Annotated in this window: 15 protein-coding genes; 9 read left to right on the top strand and 6 right to left on the bottom strand. The window is 67.8% G+C overall.

What is annotated here, in order from left to right:
* Positions 1-30: 30 nt before the first annotated feature.
* Positions 31-627: a cytochrome b gene (locus tag E6C76_RS10520; RefSeq protein ID WP_136348214.1), complete on the bottom strand. Its 597-nt coding sequence runs from the start codon at positions 625-627 to the stop codon at positions 31-33.
* 35 nt (positions 628-662) lie between these two features.
* Entirely contained in the window at positions 663-1406 is a 744-nt protein-coding gene (locus E6C76_RS10525) for a TetR/AcrR family transcriptional regulator (RefSeq protein ID WP_230976239.1), read from the bottom strand.
* On the opposite strand from E6C76_RS10525, the gene E6C76_RS10530 reads away from it, so the two are divergent.
* Together E6C76_RS10530 and E6C76_RS10535 are read left to right on the top strand one after the other, a co-directional pair.
* Positions 1405-2622, top strand: coding sequence for a multidrug effflux MFS transporter (locus tag E6C76_RS10530; protein ID WP_211090187.1), 1218 nt, complete (start codon positions 1405-1407; stop codon positions 2620-2622). The genes E6C76_RS10525 and E6C76_RS10530 overlap by 2 nt on opposite strands.
* 261 nt (positions 2623-2883) lie before the next feature.
* Positions 2884-3840, top strand: a complete 957-nt coding sequence (locus E6C76_RS10535; RefSeq protein ID WP_230976240.1) for a DUF72 domain-containing protein — start codon at positions 2884-2886, stop codon at positions 3838-3840.
* A 28-nt stretch (positions 3841-3868) separates the two neighbouring features.
* On the opposite strand, the gene E6C76_RS10540 is transcribed toward E6C76_RS10535, so the two are convergent.
* Both E6C76_RS10540 and E6C76_RS10545 read right to left on the bottom strand, forming a co-directional pair.
* Positions 3869-6994: a UvrD-helicase domain-containing protein gene (locus tag E6C76_RS10540; protein WP_136348216.1), complete on the bottom strand. Its 3126-nt coding sequence runs from the start codon at positions 6992-6994 to the stop codon at positions 3869-3871.
* Positions 6995-7095: 101 nt separating this feature from the next.
* Positions 7096-7893 carry a hypothetical protein gene (locus E6C76_RS10545; RefSeq protein ID WP_136348217.1) on the bottom strand — a complete coding sequence of 266 codons (798 nt, stop codon included), beginning with the start codon at positions 7891-7893 and terminating at the stop codon, positions 7096-7098.
* 192 nt (positions 7894-8085) lie between these two features.
* Here E6C76_RS10545 and E6C76_RS10550 point away from each other — a divergent pair, with 192 nt between their 5' ends.
* From E6C76_RS10550 to cysW, 4 genes are all read left to right on the top strand, one after another.
* Positions 8086-8475 (top strand): hypothetical protein, encoded by a 390-nt coding sequence (locus tag E6C76_RS10550; protein WP_136348218.1) that lies wholly within the window; start codon positions 8086-8088, stop codon positions 8473-8475.
* A 210-nt stretch (positions 8476-8685) separates the two neighbouring features.
* On the top strand, positions 8686-9702 hold the full coding sequence (cysP, locus tag E6C76_RS10555; RefSeq protein ID WP_136348219.1) for a thiosulfate ABC transporter substrate-binding protein CysP: 1017 nt from the start codon (positions 8686-8688) through the stop codon (positions 9700-9702).
* Between the two features lie 176 nt (positions 9703-9878).
* Positions 9879-10688: a sulfate ABC transporter permease subunit CysT gene (cysT, locus tag E6C76_RS10560; RefSeq protein ID WP_230976241.1), complete on the top strand. Its 810-nt coding sequence runs from the start codon at positions 9879-9881 to the stop codon at positions 10686-10688.
* Entirely contained in the window at positions 10685-11521 is an 837-nt protein-coding gene (cysW, locus tag E6C76_RS10565; RefSeq protein ID WP_136348221.1) for a sulfate ABC transporter permease subunit CysW, read from the top strand. Before cysT ends, cysW begins: the two co-directional genes overlap by 4 nt.
* 70 nt (positions 11522-11591) lie before the next feature.
* On the opposite strand, the gene E6C76_RS10570 is transcribed toward cysW, so the two are convergent.
* On the bottom strand, positions 11592-11927 hold the full coding sequence (locus E6C76_RS10570; protein ID WP_136348222.1) for a hypothetical protein: 336 nt from the start codon (positions 11925-11927) through the stop codon (positions 11592-11594).
* Between the two features lie 194 nt (positions 11928-12121).
* Between E6C76_RS10570 and E6C76_RS10575 the strand changes: the two genes are divergently transcribed.
* Both E6C76_RS10575 and purT read left to right on the top strand, forming a co-directional pair.
* Positions 12122-13954 (top strand): SLC13 family permease, encoded by a 1833-nt coding sequence (locus tag E6C76_RS10575; RefSeq protein WP_136348223.1) that lies wholly within the window; start codon positions 12122-12124, stop codon positions 13952-13954.
* Positions 13955-14000: 46 nt separating this feature from the next.
* Positions 14001-15200 (top strand): formate-dependent phosphoribosylglycinamide formyltransferase, encoded by a 1200-nt coding sequence (gene purT / locus E6C76_RS10580; protein WP_136348224.1) that lies wholly within the window; start codon positions 14001-14003, stop codon positions 15198-15200.
* Positions 15201-15206: 6 nt separating this feature from the next.
* Here the strand turns inward: purT and E6C76_RS10585 are convergent, their stop codons facing one another.
* A complete protein-coding gene (locus E6C76_RS10585) occupies positions 15207-16160 on the bottom strand; it encodes an AEC family transporter (RefSeq protein WP_136348225.1) in 954 nt (317 codons plus the stop codon).
* 202 nt (positions 16161-16362) lie between these two features.
* Between E6C76_RS10585 and E6C76_RS10590 the strand changes: the two genes are divergently transcribed.
* Positions 16363-17994 (top strand): peptide chain release factor 3, encoded by a 1632-nt coding sequence (locus tag E6C76_RS10590; RefSeq protein ID WP_136348226.1) that lies wholly within the window; start codon positions 16363-16365, stop codon positions 17992-17994.
* Positions 17995-18004: the final 10 nt, after the last annotated feature.

Genomic DNA, 18004 nt, shown 5'->3' on the forward strand with positions numbered 1-18004 from the left:
ACTCTCCTGGCCCGCCGGGCCGCCCCTGATTCATGCAGCCTTCGATGCTCCTGACCACTGCAACATGCGCGTCAACACGTTGTCGCGGCGTACCCAATGATGGAACAGCGCAGCGGCCACATGCAGGCCGACCACGACCCAGGCAACCCATTTGCCGAGGAAGTGATGGACAACATCAATGGGAGCCTCGAACGCTTCATAGCTCAAATCGAAGGCGCTGCTGATCCAGGCGAACAGCGCGGTTTCGTCGAAGCCCGTCACGCTGAACAGCCCGAAGTCGGTCGGTGCGCCGGTGCCGAGATAGCCGGTCAGCGGCATCACGATGAGCAGGCCATACAGCCCCCAATGCGCCGCATGCGCAAGCCAGTGCTCCAGCGCCGAACCGGGCGGATCTTCGGGCTGCACGTTCAGCAGTCGCCACAGCAACCGGGGTAACACCAGGAAGCCAACCAGCAGGCCCAGCGCCCAATGAATATTGAGCACAGGCCAGGATTCCGGCGAGGTGTCGTCCATGAACCAGATGACGTAATAAACGACGATGTAGGCGGCAATGAACGCGGCCGCGCTCGTCCAATGGAAGAATTTGGCAAGAATGCCAAAGCTGGTTGCGGTATTACGCCATTGCATCTTGTATTCCCCCAGAAGACGGTAAACGAGGGTGGTCAGCGGATGCGCAGGCCGCCGAGCAGACGCTCCAGGCCTTCGAGCGCCTGGGCCAAACGTGCTTCATGGTCGCCATCCGTTTCGGCAATCCAGAAAGACGCTTCCGTCACCGCGCCATAGATCATGCGGGCCGTCACGCCCGTGTGCAGCGGGGCCACGGCAGCTTCGGCAATCAACCCGTCCAGCGAGGCTTGCAGCGCGGCAATGCCCACCGATTGCGCGGCTTGCGGCACATCGCCGAAGACTGCGCGCGCATCCTGCAAGATGATCCGGCGGATCTCCGGCTCCAGCGCCAGTTCCAGATAGGTGCGGCAACGGCGGCGGAAACCTTCCCAGGGCGAAGGGGCGGCATCCGAAACGGCTTGCAGGCGTTCGCCGACCTCGGCCTCGACCTGCTCGATGACCGCGATCAGCAGCCCTTCCTTGCTGCCGAAATGGTGATAGAGCGCCCCCCGCGTCAGGCCAGCGGCGGCGGTGAAATCGTCCATCGAGGTGTGGGCGAAGCCTTGGGTGGCAAATGCGCGCCGTGCCGTTGCCACCAGCTTGGCACGGGTTTCTTCGATCATCTCGGCGCGGGTGCGGCGTTGTTGCTGCATCACAGCCCTTCCTTTTTCAACAACATGCGCGACGTATGTTAATTGACATACGTCGCGCACGTCAATATGATCGAGACTGACATGCGCAGCGTATGTGAATATCCTCTCATGCGCTGGAAGTGCATCGTGCAGGTGAGCGTCGTTCATGACTATGGATACCCAACAGCAAACCGTCGGAATGAAAACGGCCGCGTCCCTGGCCCTCATCACGATCCTGGGGCCCGCGGCCATCGACATGTATCTGGCGGCCATGCCGCAGATGACGAAAGACCTGAACACCGACTACGCCACCATGCAGTTGACGCTGACGGTGTTCCTGCTGGCAATGGGCGCGGGACAAGTCGTATTTGGGCCGGTGATCGACGCGTTGGGACGCCGGCGTCCGCTACTGGCGGGCTTGCTGATGTTCATTCTGGCCTCGTTATGGGCAGCCGCCAGCACGTCGATGAGCGCGATGTTGTATGCCCGCTTCTTCCAGGGACTGTCCGCAGCACTGGTGCTGGTCACAGCCATGAGTTCGGTGCGTGACATCGCCAGCGGTGCCCGTGCCACCCAGCTCTTTGCCTTGCTGGTGACCATCCAGGGTGCAGCCCCGATCCTGGCACCGGCTGTCGGCGGCGTCATCGACGTGCAGTTCGGGTGGCGTGCGGTGATGCTGGCGCTGGCCATCATCGGTGCGCTGGCTTTGCTGAACTCCGCCGTCAATTTGCCGGAAACCTTGGCCGACGAGAAGCGTGTGGCGTTGAAGCTGGGTAGCGTATTTCGCACCTATCGGCGTCTGCTTGCCGATCGACGATTCATTGTTCCGGCACTGGCCCTGGCGGCCGTTTTTTTCTTCCTGTTCGGCTACGTCGGTGGTGCGTCCTATGTGTACCAGGCCGGCTACGGCCTGCGTTCGGACGTCTTCGGCTTCGTATTCGGCGGCACAGGCGCTGCGATGATGCTGGGCGCCATGACCAGCAGCCGCTTGGCTCGCACACGCTCGGCGGGCCTGCCGGCGCTGGTCGGGGTCGCCATCATGGGCGGCGGTGCAGCTTTGGCACTACTTGCCGTGCTGGCAGGTGTCGGGCTCTACGGCATCGTCCCGGGGCTGTTCATCGCGGTGTTCGGCTTGGGTATGGCAGAACCGCCATTGATGTCGATTGCGATGGCCTCCCAGGAACGCTCATTGGGTGCCACCGCTGCGCTGCTGGGTTCCGGTACACACATCATCGGCTCACTTGCCACGCCGCTGGCCGGCGCTCTGGCGCCAGTCGGGGCGAATGCGTGGCTGGGATTCTTGCTGGTGACTGCACTGGCAGCATGGATACTGGCCTTCATCAGTGCCCGCAGTGTGGGCCATAAAACAGTCAGCGCGCATTGACTGATATGCGGGCAAGGAACAGGGTTTCTCAGCATCCTGCTAGCACGGAGCGATGATGCGGCTACGCTGTCAGCACCACGAAAGGCACCAGCTGCGCCAGCCCCGCCATCGCCGGCCGTTGAAGCAAGCCGTGCGCGGCGCAGCGACTTACAATCGCACGCATCGCGGTAAACCGGTGCGCCGCACCGCACGCCCCCAACGCCACCCGCCCGACCCATGCAGAACTCGCTTTTTCCCGATAGCGGACCAGGGGCGCCGCCCGTGGTCGAGGCCGCAGTGCCCGATCCGGCGCTGCGCAGCCTGGCCGGGGTGCTGCCGGCGCAGTTGCGCTTCGGCACCTCGTCGTGGAACTACCCTGGCTGGGCCGGCCTGGTGTGGAAGCGGGGCTACCCGGATGCGCTGCTGTCGCGCCACGGCCTGCCGGCGTATGCGCAACATCCGCTGTTTTGCACGGTCGGCCTCGACCGCAGTTTCTACCGGCCGCTGAGCGCTGCCCAGTTCGCCGCCTACGCGGCGCAGGTGCCGGCGGATTTCCGCTTCGTGGTGAAGGCGCCGAACCGGGTGACCGATGCGCTGCTGCGCGACGAATCCGGACGAGGCCGGCAACCCAATCCGGACTTTCTGGCCGCCGGCCCGGCCGTACGCGATTTCGTCGAGCCTGCGCTGGCCGGCCTGGGAGACAAGCTCGGCGCGCTGGTATTCCAGATCAGCCCGCTGCCGCCGGCGTGGCTGGCGCGCATCCCGGAACTGGTCGGGCGTCTGCATGCCATGCTGGCGGCCATCCCCGCGCTGCGCGGGGCCGCGCCCGACGGCGTGGTGGCGGTGGAGGTACGCGATCCGCAGTGGCTCGTACCGGCATTCACGCAGGCGCTGCGCGACGGTGGCGCAACCTATTGCATGGGCCTGCACGCCAAGATGCCGCGCATCACCGAACAGCTCCCCATCCTGCGCGCGTTGTGGCCGGGGCCGCTGGTGTGCCGCTGGAACCTCAACCCGCTGCACGGCGCCTTCGGCTACGAGCAGGCGCGTCGCCAGTATGCGCCCTACGACCGGCTGCAGGACCCGGACCCGGATACCCGCGCCGCGCTGGCGCGAGTGATCGCGGGCACCGTCGGCGCCGGCCAGAATGCCTTCGTGACCCTCAGCAACAAGTCCGAGGGCAGCGCGCCGCTGTCGGTACGGGCATTGGCCGAGGCCGTCCGCGATCAATTGCGTTGAGCCGTGGGGCGGGTGGGGCAAGTCCTCTTCAGAACAAATCGAACTGCCGCTGCTCCGCGTTCACCTTGCGCGGCGGGGCGTTCTGCTCGCGCAGCAGCGCCGGGGCGATGTCCGCCAGGAAAGGCGAGGGCGGCAGCGCGCGTCGCTGGCCGCGCCATAGGCGTTCGCGGGCGCGGGTGAGGAACAGCCGGTCTCTGGCGCGGGTCAGGGCGACGTAGAACAGGCGGCGCTCCTCGGTCACCGTGCCATCGTCGACGCCGGCTTCGGCGTCCGCCGGGCCCCACGAAAAGGGCACCAGCCCGTCCTCGACGCCGGCCACGAACACCACCGCGAACTCCAGCCCCTTGGCGGCGTGCATGGTCAGCAGCGAGACGCGCTCGGCGCGCGCGTCCCAGAAATCGGCCTCGGTGCATAGCGCGACCCGTTCGCGCAGCTGCGCTTCGTCGGCATCCGCGGCCAGCGTGGCGAGCCAGCGGCGGGCCTCGGCGAGCGCGGCCTGGCCAGCGGCGTCCTGTTCCTGGCGCAACTGCTCGACGGCACTGGCGAGGCGCTCGGGCAGGGGCGTGGTCTGCTGCTGCGCGCCTTGCTGCGCCAGGGCATCGAGCAGGGCGTTCACCATGGCATGGCCGGCGATGGGCGCGGGCGAGCTTTTCCGGTGCGGGATGCCGGCGCGGTCGAAGGCCTCGCGCAGCGCGGCGGCCTGGGCGTCAGTGCGGTAGAGCACGGCGAAATCGGCGAAGCCGAGCGGCCGCCCGCCATCTGCGCCAGCCAGCGCGGCGCCCTTGCGGTTGGCGGCGAGCATGTCGTGGCCGCCAAGCAGGCTTTCGATGCTGGCGGCGATGAAATCCGCTTCCGCGCGCTCGTCCGGGGCGACATAGAGCGTGAGGGGTTCGCCCGGCGGCCGGGTGGCGTCGTCCGGCGTGCCGCTGCCGATCACTTGCGCGGCGGCGCCGACGATATGGGCGGTGGAGCGGTAGTTGCGGCCCAGGCGCAGCGTGCCGGCGCCAGGGAAGTCCTGCGCGAAGCGGGCGAACAGGGTGGCGTCGGCACCGCGGAAACCGTAGATCGCCTGGTTCGGGTCGCCGATTGCGCAGACGCTGGCGGCCGACGGGGCGAGCCGTTGCAGCAGGCGGTACTGGCGCGCGTCCAGATCCTGGAACTCGTCGACGCAGATATGGCGGAAGCGTTGCTGCCAGCGCGCCGCGACGGCCGGGTCGCGTTCCAGGATGTCCACCGGCAGGCTGACCAGATCGTCGAAATCCACCCAGTGGCCGGCCTCGCCGAGCCGGCGGCAGGCGGCCAGCGCGGCGGCGCTTTCCTCGTCGGCGGGCGGCGCACCGGTGCGCTTGGCGAGCGAGACGGCTTTCAGCAGGCGCGCGGCCTTGGCGTTGCTGACACCGAGTTCGGCGGCGAGCGCGGCGGCGCGCTCGCGCTCGTCGGCAATGCGGAAATCCGCCGGCAGGCCGGCCGCCGCGCCCTCTGCATGCAAAAAGGCGAGGCCGAGCGAGTGGAAGGTGTGGATCGCGCATTCCCCGGCATCGGCCGGCAGCAGCGCGGCGAGGCGCTCACGCAGTTCCCCGGCGGCGCGGCGGCTGAAGGTGATCGCCAGGCAGGCCGGCGCCGGTACGCCGCGTTCCAGGATCAGGTGGGCGAGGCGATGGGTCAGCATGCGCGTCTTGCCGGCGCCGGGGCCGGCGGTGACGATCAGCGGGCCGTCCACCCTTGCTGCGGCGCGGGCCTGATCGGCATCGAGCGCGGCGAGGATGCCGCTCAGGCCGGACGGCGCGGGCAAGGGCGGCGCGGCCGCCGGCGCCTCCGCCGCTGCTTCGGCCACCCTCAGCGCGGGGGTTGGCGCGGCCTGCGGAGGCAGCGGCAGGTCGAACAGCAGGTCGCCGTGGCTGAAGCGCTTCAGTTCGCCGTCCTCGAACAGGCGGATCACGCCGTATTCGCCGTCGTAGCCGGCCTCGCGGATCACGCGGCCGGCGCGCAGCCGCTCCACCGCCTCGCCGAGCAGCGGGTGCACGCGGCGGATGTCGTCGATGGGTGTCTCGCACAGGATGGCGAAATCCGGCCCGAGCGCGGCCGACACGCGGTCGTACTCGCGCGTCACGCCCTGCGAGGCGACACCGCTGCCGAGGATCTCGGCGAGCATCTCGGGCAGCGGCACCAGGCTGGTCACCGTGCCGGCGGTCGGCGGCGGAATGCCGACCTTGCGGTCGGCCAGCGTTTCGATGCGGTGCGCGGTGCCGACCGTCACCGGCTTGCCGCACACGGGGCACAGCCCGCCGTGGGCCAGTGTCTCCTGCGGATCGAGGCGCACGTTGCAGGCGCGGTGGCCGTCCAGGTGGTACTTGCCTTCCTCGGGGAAGAATTCCACCGTGCCGACGTAGCCCTCGCCGGTCTCCAGCGCGCGGCGCATGGCGTAGTAGTTTGGCGTGCCGGCGAAGCGCGTGGCCTCGCGGCCGAGCTTGGACGGCGAATGGGCGTCCGAGTTGGAAATCAGGCGGAAACCATCGAGCGAGGATATCCGCCAGTTCATCTCCGGGTCCGACGACAGGCCGGTTTCCACCGCGAAGATGTGCCCGGCCAGGTCGCCGTAGCATTCCTGGATCGAATCGAAGCCGGACTGCGAGCCGAGCGCGGCGAACCACGGCGTCCAGATGTGCGCCGGCACCAGATAGGCCTGCGGCCCCGATTCCAGCACCACCTCCAGCAGGTCGCGCGAATCGAGGCCGAGGATGGGTCGTCCGTCGGAGGCGATATTGCCGATCCGCCCCAGGCTGGCGGCCAGCCGGTCGGCGGTGGCGAAATCGGGCGCATACACCACGTGGTGGATCTTGCGCGTGCGCTCACCCTTCTTGTAGATCGTCGAGATCTCGGTGGAGAGCATGAAGCGCACCGGTGTACGGCAGCTCGGCGGCAGGGTCTTCAGGACTTCGGCCTCGATCTCCGGCCGCAAGGCGAACAGGCCGTCGCCGGTGGCCACCAGCTTGTCCTTCATCTCCGCCAGCCAGGCCGGATGGACGCAGTCGCCGGTGGCGACCACGGCGATGCCCTTGCGCGCCGCCCACCAGGCCAGATGCTCCAGGTCCAGGTCGCGGCTGGTGGCGCGGGAATGCTTGGAATGCACGTGCAGGTCGGCGTGAAACAACATGGCGCGGGAGTTCGGTTCCTGGTGATACGAACGATTATAGAAGCCGAAGCGCCACGCCCCCTCGATCGGTGCCGCGCCGCCCGGCGGATTTCGCCGCCCCGCTACGGCGCCTGCGGCCCCCTCATCCATCCCTGCCCGACCCGGAGCAGCACCCACATCACCAGCAGCGGCAGCACCAGGGTCTGCAGCAGAAAGACCACGATGATGCGCACCACATCGTCAACGATGCGGTCGGCGGTGTCCTTCAGCTTGCCGATGGCGGCTTTCAGGCGGTCCACCTGCTTGCCGATCTCCCACACGCCGGTGCCGCCCTCCTCGGCATCGAGGCTGAGCAGGCCCTGGTCGACCTGCTCCAGACTGGCCTGGCGGGCCTGGTATTCGTCGGCCATGAAGGCATGGTAGGCGGCCTCGCTGCCCAGCGAGGCCAGCGGCACGATGAAGCGCACCAGCAGCAGGGCAACGAAGCCGCGCAGCAGCCAGCGCGAAGGCGGGCGGCCTTTCAGGACCAGCCAGGCCAGCCACGCCGCCGCCACGCAGAGCACCAGGCTGACCGCCCAGGAGGCGCCGATCTTCATCAGCAGCAGCTGGGCGCCGAAGGCGATGCTGGCCGCCAGCATCAGCGTGGAGAACTGTTCGACGAGCTGGTTGAGCGGGTCCAGCACCTGGCCCGGGGTCAGGGTGATGCCCACCACCATGCTGCCGCTCACCTCGGTACCCTGCACCACGGAGATCACCGCGTTGAGCGCGCGCGCGGTGGCGAAGCTGGCCACGGCGCGCTTCAGGCCTTCTTCTGCATAGCGTTCGGCGAGCTGGTCGAGCGGCTTCAGCCAGGCCAGCGCGGCAACCGCCAGCAGTACCGCGACCAGGGCGATGCGGCGGGGAAGAGTGGCTGCGGTCATGGTGTCCTCCGGACAGGCGGAGCCTCCATGCTAAACCCCGGGGCGTGTTGACACGATCCCCGGCGTGCACGCCGGCGTCCGGTCGGCCCCGGGCAGGGCTCGGCAACACTTCGCCACGCATCTCGGGCACCACCCGGCCACGGCTGGGTTACCTTACGACCTGTCGTTCCTTCTCCTGCCGAGCCGTTCCCCATGAAGATCTCCCGCCACCTGGCCGCCGTGCTCCCCGCGCTGTTGCTCGGCGCCTGCATGAGCCACCCCGCCGATCTGCCTTCCGTCGTCGAAGTCCCGCCCGGCACCCCGGACGGCCAGCTGGAATTCAAGCTGGCCAGCGGCAGCTATGCCTGCGACCAGGGCGTGCGGGTAGGCGTGCAGCGCGAGCACGACCACAACCGCGATCGGCGCGTGACGGTGCTGTGGCGCGGCCAGCACCACGTGCTCGAACGCGACCCGTCCTATTCCGGCCTGCCGCGCTTCGAGAACAACCACAGCGGCCTGGTGTGGATCGATCTGCCGTGGAAGAGCGTGCTGCTCGACGGCCGCACGCAGAAGCCGCTGGCCACCGAGTGCCGCCTCGGTTGAACGGCTTGCCCGACGGATGCCTTCGTGCCCGCCGGCAAACCGGGCGACAATCCATATAAAAAAATAGACTTAAGAAATCACTTCTTATCAGTATTATTCACAAAGAACTGCCCGCACACTGTCTCCCATGCCGGATGAGCCGGTGGCGGCGGGCGGGGTGCATGCCCGGTCCGTCTCCCCAATGAGAACCGACAAGGAAACCGATCGATCATGCTGAAGAAACTGATTCTGGGCGCCGCGCTGGGCGCTTCCGTATTCGCCAGCGGGTTCGCCGCCGCGCAGTCCAGCCCGCCGCTGCTCAACGCCTCCTACGACATCGCGCGCGAACTGTTCGGCGCCATCAATCCCAAGTTCGTCGAACACTGGAAGCAGCAGACCGGCGAAACCGTGGTCATCGACCAGTCCTTCCAGGGCACCTCGCGCCAGGCGCAGGACATCATCCAGGGCAAGAAGGTGGATACCGTGACCTTCAACCAGGTCACCGACATCAACGTGCTGGTGCAGCGCGGCTTCGTCGCCAAGGACTGGGCCCAGCGCTTTCCCAACAATGCTTCGCCGTACTACAGCACCACCGCCTTCCTGGTGCGCAAGGGCAACCCCAAGAACATCAAGACCTGGGACGACCTGGTGCGCCCGGACGTGAAGCTGGTGTTCCCCAACCCCAAGACCTCCGGCAACGCGCGCTACAGCTATCTGGCCGCGTGGCTGTACGCCAACGAGAAGTTCAACGGCGACGAGGCCAGGACCCGCGAATTCGTCGGCAAGCTGCTGCACAACGTGGAGAACTTCCCCACCGGCGGGCGCGGCGCCACCGTGGCCTTCGCGCAGAACGGCCAGGGCGACGCGCTGCTGACCTTCGAATCGGAAGTGGTCAACATCGCCAACAGCGACGAGTTCAAGTCCGGCCAGTACGAGATCGTCGTGCCGCCGGTCAGCGTGCTGGCCGAGTTCCCGGTGGCCGTGGTGGACCGCGTGGTCGACGAAAAGGGCACCCGCAAGCTGGCCGCCGCCTTCCTGGAGTTCCAATACACCAAGGAAATCCAGGAGCTGCTGACCACCTTCAACTACCGCGTGCATCACCCGGAAGTGGTCACCGCCACCGCCAGCAAGTTCCCGCAAGTGCGCCTGATCAACCCCAACGACGTGCTGGGCAGCTGGGAAGACATCACCGCGAAGCACTTCGCCCCCAACGCCACGCTGGACCAGTTGCTGGCCAGCAAGCCGTAAGCTCCCCGAATGCCGGTCGCCCGGACGGGTCACCGGCAGCAGGAAACCCGCAACCGTACCGCTGACCCACGGGGAGTGGTACGGTTCGCGTTTTTGCGCTCCGCATCACCGCCCCTTCGCACATGCCGTCCACCGTTTCCGCCAGAAGACACTGGTTCTTCCAACAGACGCCGGTCATGCCGGGGTTCGGGATCAGCTTCGGCCTCAGCACGCTGTTCGTCTCGCTGATCATCCTGTTCCCGCTGTCGGCGCTGCTGGCCCACGTCGCCGAACTGAGCTGGGCGCAGTACTGGCGGGCGATCAGCGACCCGCGCGTGGTCGCCAGCTACCGCGTGACGCTCACCGGCGCGCTGTATTCGTCGATCGCCGCCGCGCTGATCGGCCTGCTGCTGGCGTGGATCGTCACGCGCTACGAATTCCCCGGCCGGCGCATCATCGACGCGCTGGTCGATCTGCCCTTCGCCCTGCCCACCGCCGTGGCCGGGCTGACCCTGGCGGTGCTGTTCGCTCCGGGCGGCTGGTTCGGCCAGTTCTTCGCCGCCCACGACATCAAGATCGCCTACGCCTACCCCGGCATCGTCATCGCCATGACCTTCACCAGCCTGCCCTTCGTGGTGCGCACGGTGCAGCCGGTGCTGCTCGAAGGCGACAAGGAATGCGAGGAGGCCGCGCGCTCGCTGGGCGCCACCGCCTTCCAGACCTTCTGGCGCATCACCCTGCCGACCATCGTGCCCGCGCTGGTGGCCGGCACCTCCCAGGCCTTCATCCGCAGCCTGGGCGAGTTCGGCGCGGTGATCATGATCGCCGGCAACATGCCGTTCCGCACCGAAGTGTCGTCGCTGATGATCTTCGTGCGCCTGCAGGAGTTCGACTACCCGGCAGCCTCGGCCATCGCCTCGGTGATCCTGCTGGCCTCGCTGCTCATGCTGTTCGTCCTGCAACTGATCCAGGGCCGGCTGTTCCCGTGGCAGAGGGTGATGCGATGAAGCGCCCGGATTCCTGGCATCAATGGCTGCTCATCGCACTCGGCATCATCGCCGCCGGGCTGCTGCTGGTCGTCCCGCTCATCCTGATCTTCAGCCAGGCGCTGTCCGGCGGCTGGAGCCTGCTGCTGGCCAACCTGGACGAGCGCTACATGCGCCACGCCATCGGCCTCACCCTGCTGGCCACCGGGCTCACCGTGCCGATCAACCTGGCCTTCGGCATCCTGCTGGCCTGGTGCATCACGCATTACGAATTCCGCGGGCGCAGGCTGCTCACCACACTGGTGGACATCCCCTACGCGGTGTCGCCGGTGGTCGCCGGGCTGTGCTACATGATCGTCTACAGCGTGGAAGGCACGCTGGGGCGCTGGCTGTCCGAGCAGGGTGTGCAGGTCATCTTCGCCTGGCCGGGCATCGTGCTGGTGACCATCTTCGTCACCTCGCCCTACGTGGCGCGCATCCTCATTCCGCTGATGCAGGCCCAGGGCACCGACGAGGAATACTCCGCGCTCACGCTGGGCGCCAGCGGCTGGCAGATCTTCAGCCGCATCACCCTGCCGCGCATCAAATGGGCGCTGCTCAACGGCGTGGTGGTCACCAACGCCCGCGCGGTGGGCGAATTCGGCGCGGTGGCGGTGGTCTCCGGCACCATCATGAACCAGACGCTGACCCTGCCGCTCTTGGTCGAACAACTCAACAACGACTACAAGACCGCCGCCGCGTTCACCGCCGCCTCGCTGCTGGCGTGCATGGCGCTGGTCACGCTGCTGCTGAAGAGCTTCATGGAATGGCGCACACGCGAACGCGAAGCGCGCATGGTGCCGGCGCCGCGCTGAGGCCGCTGCGTGGGGCTTGCACCCCTGGGAAATCTGGGGCGCGGTTGCCTGCTGCCACGGCGGCGGCGCCTCACGGACGCGGCGGCTCTTCCTCCGTGCGCACCTCGCGGATCACCTCGCCCTCGATCACCAGGCCACCGTCCGCCTGCCCGGGGCGCGGCGGCGCATTCCCGGCCATCTCGCGCATCTGCCTGCGCACCGCGCGGGTCTTCCACCACAGCCAGCCCCACACCACCACGCCCACGGCGACCACCGCGGCAAACAGCACCACCGAGAACATCAGCGCGAGCACGAACATGGCGCCGCCGACGATCACGGCGACAAGCTTCTGCCACAGGCTGAGCGGCGCGCCGCCGTTGAGCGGGATGCGGCCGAAAGGCGGGGTCTGGCGGAATCTGGGATCCATCGTGTGCTGTCCTTGTTCGTTCGCCCTGCGGGCGGATGGCCCGCGCGGGAAGGTGTCTGAGTGCCGGAGGCGCGGAAAGATTCCCGCGCGCCGGCCCTTCGCCCCGGAATGAGTACCCGGGCGGTAACGGTTAGCCGTTAACATACCCGCCGTCACCCCATCATGCTCTCCATTCCTGCAAAACCGCGTGCCCCATGAACCTTGAAATGCTGTGGGTCTTCGCCCTGCTGGCCGCCTGCGTGGCGGCCTTCATCGCCAACCGCCCGCGCATGGACGTGGTGGCGATCACCGCCATGCTCGCCCTGGTGGTCAGCGGCGTGCTGGAGGTCAACGAGGCCCTGGCCGGTTTCAGCGAACCCAGCGTGATCCTCATCGCCGCCTTCTTCATCATCGGCGAAGGACTGGTGCGCACCGGCGTGGCCTACCGCGTCGGCGACTGGCTGATCCGCACCGCCGGCAGCAGCGAAACCCGCCTGCTGGTGCTGCTGATGCTGGCGGTGGCCGGGCTGGGCTCGGTGATGAGTTCGACCGGCGTGGTGGCCATCTTCATCCCGGTGGCGCTCAGCGTGGCCAACCGCATCGGCGCCAGCCCCGGGCGCCTGATGATGCCGCTGGCCTTCGCCGCGCTGATCTCCGGCATGCTCACCCTGGTCGGCACACCGCCCAACCTGGTGGTCAGCAGCGAACTGGAACGCAACGGCTTCGAGGGTTTCGCGTTCTTCGACTTCACCCCGGCCGGGCTGGCCGTGCTTGCGGTCGGGGTGGCCTACATGCTGGTCGCCCGGCGCTGGCTGGCCGACAAGCCGGATCCCAAACCAGAGCGCAACGGACGCCGCCGCCGGCTGCGCGAGCTGGCTGAGGACTACCGTCTGCTCAACCGCGTGCGCCGCATGATGGTGGCCCAGGGCTCGCCGATGATCGGCCACACCCTGGGCGAACTGCAGCTGCGCGCCAGCCACGGCGCCAACATCATCGCCATCGAGCGCCAGCGCCAGTTCGGCCGGATCATGCTGACCACCTCGGCCAACCGCGAAATCCTCGCCGGTGACATCCTGCTGGTGGATTTCACCTGCCCCGCCGGGAACATCGAACGCTTCACCACCGACATGCGCCTGCAGGACCGCGTGTTCAAGAACGACTACTTCACCGACATGTCGCGCGAACTGGGCCTGGCCGAGGTGACCCTGCCGCCCGGCTCCACGCTCATCGGCCGCTCCATTCTGGAGCTGCGCATGCGCTCGCAGCGCGGCATCAACGTGATGGGTGTGCGGCGCAACGGCCAACCGCTGGAAGACGACATCCTGCGCGAAAAGCTGAAGATGGGCGACACCCTGCTGATCGCCGGCACCTGGAAGGCCATCCGCCTGCTGCACACCCAGCCGCAGAACTTCCTGGTGCTCACCCTGCCGGCGGAAATCGACGAGGCCGCGCCGGCCGCCAGCCGCGCGCCGCACGCCCTGCTCGCGCTGGCGATCACCGTGGGACTGATGATTTCCGGCAGCGTGCCCAATGTCATCGCCGCGCTGATCGGCTGCCTGCTGATGGGCGCGCTGCGCTGCCTGGACCTCAACAGCGCCTACCGCTCCATCCACTGGCAGAGCCTGATCCTGATCATCGGCATGCTGCCCTTCGCCACCGCGCTGCAGAAGACCGGCGGCATCGACGTGATCGTCTCCGCGCTGCTCGGCCTCACCGGCGAAGCCTCGCCGCGCGCGGTGATGGCCGTGCTGTTCGTGCTCACCGCGGTGGTCGGCCTGTTCATCTCCAACACCGCCACGGCGGTGCTGATGGCGCCCATCGGCATCGGCCTGGCGCAGCAGCTCGGCGCCTCGCCCTACCCCTTCGCGATGACCGTGGCGCTAGCCGCCTCGGCAGCCTTCATGACCCCGGTGTCCTCGCCGGTGAACACCCTGGTGCTCGGCCCGGGGCACTACCGCTTCACCGACTTCGTGCGCATCGGCGTGCCCTTCACGCTGATCGTGCTGGTGATCTGCGTGGTCCTGCTGCCGGTGCTGTTCCCGCCCTGATCGCAGTACACTGCGCCTTCGGCACCGCATGGCAAGGACCCACACGATGAAACTCGGCACCCCGCTTTCCTCCAGCGCGCTGCGCGTGATGCTGCTCGGCGCCGGCGAACTCGGCAAGGAAGTGGTCATCGCCCTGCAGCGTCTCGGCGTCGAGGTGATCGCGGTGGACCGCTACCCCGACGCGCCCGGCCATCAGGTCGCCCACCGTGCCCACGTCCTCCCGATGACCGACGGCGCCGCGCTGCGCGCGCTGGTGGAAGCCGAACGCCCGCACCTGATCGTGCCCGAGATCGAGGCCATCGCCACCGACATGCTGGCCGAGATCGAGGCCGCCGGGCTGGCCGAGGTCATCCCCACCGCGCGCGCCACCCAGCTCACCATGAACCGCGAGGGCATCCGCCGCCTCGCCGCCGAGGAGCTCGGCCTGCCCACCTCGTCCTACCGCTTCGCCAGTTCGCTGGAAGAACTGCGGGCCGCCATCGACGGCGGCATCGGCTACCCCTGCATCGTCAAGCCGGTGATGTCCTCTTCCGGCAAGGGCCAATCCACGCTGCGCGGGCCGGACGACGTGAACAAGGCCTGGGACTACGCCGCCGCCGGCGGGCGGGTGAACCAGGGCCGCGTCATCGTCGAGGGCTTCGTCGATTTCGAGTTCGAGATCACCCTGCTCACCGTGCGCGCCCGCGACGCCGCCGGCACGGTGCAGACTTATTTCTGCGAGCCCATCGGCCACCTGCAGGTCTCCGGCGACTACGTCGAATCCTGGCAGCCGCAGCCCATGCGCCCGGCCGCGCTGGCCCGCGCGCAGGAGATCGCCGCGGCGGTCACCGGCAACCTGGGCGGACGCGGCGTGTTCGGCGTCGAACTCTTCGTGCGCGGCGACCAGGTGTGGTTCTCCGAGGTCAGCCCGCGCCCGCACGACACCGGCCTGGTCACACTGTGCTCGCAGCGCTTCTCCGAATTCGAACTGCACGCGCGCGCCATCCTCGGCCTGCCGGTGGACGTCGCGCTGCGCGAGCCCGGCGCCTCGGCGGTGATCTACGGCGGGCTGGACGAAACCGGCATCGCCTTCGAGGGCATCGCCGAAGCGCTCGCCGTGCCGCGCAGCGACCTGCGCCTGTTCGGCAAGCCGGAGTCCTTCAGCAAGCGCCGCATGGGTGTGGCGGTGGCCAACGGCGAAAACGTGGAACAGGCGCGCGAGCGTGCGAAGCGGGCCGCCGGCAAGATCAGGCCGGTACACGCCTGAACGCGTTCAGATCAGTCCCGCCGCACGCAGGATGGTCACCGCCACGCTGGTGGCGACCAGCGAACCGGCGGTGGTCAGCGCGATGATGCTGGCCGCCAGGGTCGCGTTACCGCCCATCGCGCGCACCATCACGTAGCTCGCCGCCGCCGTGGGCGCCGAGGACAGCAGCAGCAGCACCCCCAGTTCCACCCCGCGGAAACCCACCGCCACCCCGGCCAGCACGAAGAACAGCGGCACCACCACCAGCTTGGCGACGCTGGCGAACAGCGCGCTGCCGAATTCGCTGCGCATGCTGCGGAAATCCAGCGACGCACCGGCGCACAACAGGGCCAGCGGCACGGTCACGTTGGCCAGGTAGCGGAGGGACTGTTCGATCACCTTGGGCAAGGGCAGGCCGGTGCCGGCAACCGCCAGTCCGGCGAGGATGCTGAGGATCAGCGGATTCCGGGCGATGCCACGCAGCATGCGCAGCCAGCCGCCGCCCTCGCGTGCCAGTGAACGCTGCAGGGTGATGACCGCCAGCACGTTGTACAGAATGGTCACCATGCCCACGTACAGCGAGGCGGTCACCACGCCCACATCGCCATAGGCATTCATGCAGTAGGCCAGGCCGATGATGGCCAGGTTGCCGCGGAATCCCCCCTGGACCACCACGCCCCGGTCGCGCGCGGGCTGCACATAACGGGCCGCCAGGAACTCCAGGATCAGATAGGCCACCAGGGTGGCCAGCAAGCCGAAGATCACCAGTCCGGGGTTGGCCGTTTCCTCCAGCGGATTGGCCGCCACACTGATGAACAGCAGCGCCGGCAGCATGACGTTGAACACCAGGCGCGAGCCGGTATCCACAAATGCGTCGGTGAGCATTTCGGTGCGCCGCAACAGCACCCCCAGCGCCAGCAGCACGAAGATCGGCCCGGTGACGGAAAAGGAAAAAGCGAGAACCTGGAGGAATTCGGACATCGGCGCGCTCGGTGGTGCACTGCAACGGAACGGAGAACTCTACGCCGCCCGCCGCGCATCCACAATTGTGGAGCCTCTTCCGCCCAATCCGCCAGCGGGCGCTAATCCACTGATTCCCTGATAAAATCGCCTGCCCTGCACCGCCTGACCGCGCAGCCTTCGCCGCCGGCCGGCGGTTTCGCTTTTTCCGCCACGCCCACCGATGACCGACACCGCCGCCACTCCCTACCCGCCCGAACTGCTGCGCGACGTCGCCAAGCGCCGCACCTTCGCCATCATCTCCCACCCCGACGCCGGCAAGACCACGCTGACCGAAAAGCTGCTGCTGTTCGGCGGCGCGATCCAGCTCGCCGGCACGGTGAAGGCCAGGAAGAGCGCGCGCCACGCCACCTCGGACTGGATGGAGGTGGAAAAGCAGCGCGGCATCTCGGTGACCAGCTCGGTGATGCAGTTCGACTACGCCGGACACACCATCAACCTGCTCGACACCCCAGGCCACGAAGACTTCTCCGAAGACACCTACCGCGTGCTCACCGCCGTGGATGCGGCGGTGATGGTGATCGACGCGGCCAAGGGCGTGGAAACGCAGACCATCAAGCTGCTCGACGTGTGCCGCCTGCGCAGCACGCCCATCATCACCTTCATCAACAAGCTCGACCGCGAGGTGCGCGAACCCTTCGACCTGCTCGCCGAGATCGAGGACGTGCTGAAGATCCAGTGCGCGCCGGTGACCTGGCCGCTGGGCATGGGCAAGGCCTTCCACGGCGTGTACCACCTGCTGCGGGACAGCGTGCTGCGCTTCACCGCCGGCCAGGAAAAGCGCACCGACGCGGAGATCATCCAGGGTCTCACCAACGCCCAGCTCGACACCCTGTTCCCCATGGAAGTCGGCCAGCTGCGCGAAGACGTGGAACTCATCCAGGGCGCCTCCACCCCCTTCGAACTCGACGAATTCCTCGCCGGCCGGCAAAGCCCGGTGTTCTTCGGCTCGGGGATCAACAACTTCGGCGTGCAGGAAATCCTCCAGGCGCTGATCGACTGGGCGCCGCCGCCGCAGGCCCGGGTGGCCGGCACCGGCGGCGCCGACACGCGCATGGTGCAGCCGGCCGAGGAGAAATTCTCCGGCTTCGTGTTCAAGATCCAGGCCAACATGGATCCCAAGCACCGCGACCGCATCGCCTTCTTCCGCATCTGCTCGGGGCGCTACAGCTCCGGCATGAAGGTCAGGCACGTGCGCGCCGGGCGCGAGATGAAGCTCGCCAACGCGCTCACCTTCATGGCGAATGAACGGGTATTGAAGGACGACGGCGTGGCCGGCGACATCATCGGCATCCACAACCACGGCCAGTTGCAGATCGGCGACACCCTGAGCGAGGGCGAGAACCTCGGCTTCAAGGGCATCCCCTACTTCTCCCCGGAACTGTTCCGCGCCGCCCGCCTGCGCGATCCGCTCAAGTCCAAGCAGTTGCAGAAGGGCCTGCAGGAACTCGGCGAGGAAGGCGCGATCCAGGTCTTCGAGCTGGAAGGCGGCAACATGCTGCTGGGCGCCGTGGGCGTGCTGCAGTTCGAGGTGGTCGCCCAGCGCCTGAAGGACGAGTACAAGGTGGACGCCATCTTCGAATCCGCCGACATCCACACCGCGCGCTGGCTGACCTTTCCGGACGAGCTCACGCGGCGCAATTTCGAGCGCGAGCAGGTGATGCGCCTGGGCAAGGACGTGGACGGCAACCCAGTGTATCTCGCCAGCAGCCGCTACAACCTGGAAGTGACCATGGAAAAGTGGCCCAAGGTGGGCTTTCATGCCACCCGCGAGCATGGGCAGGTGCTGGGCTGAGGATTTCTTA

The organism is Pseudothauera nasutitermitis (genome assembly GCF_004801295.1).
In the GTDB taxonomy this organism is placed as follows: Bacteria; Pseudomonadota; Gammaproteobacteria; order Burkholderiales; family Rhodocyclaceae; genus Pseudothauera; species Pseudothauera nasutitermitis.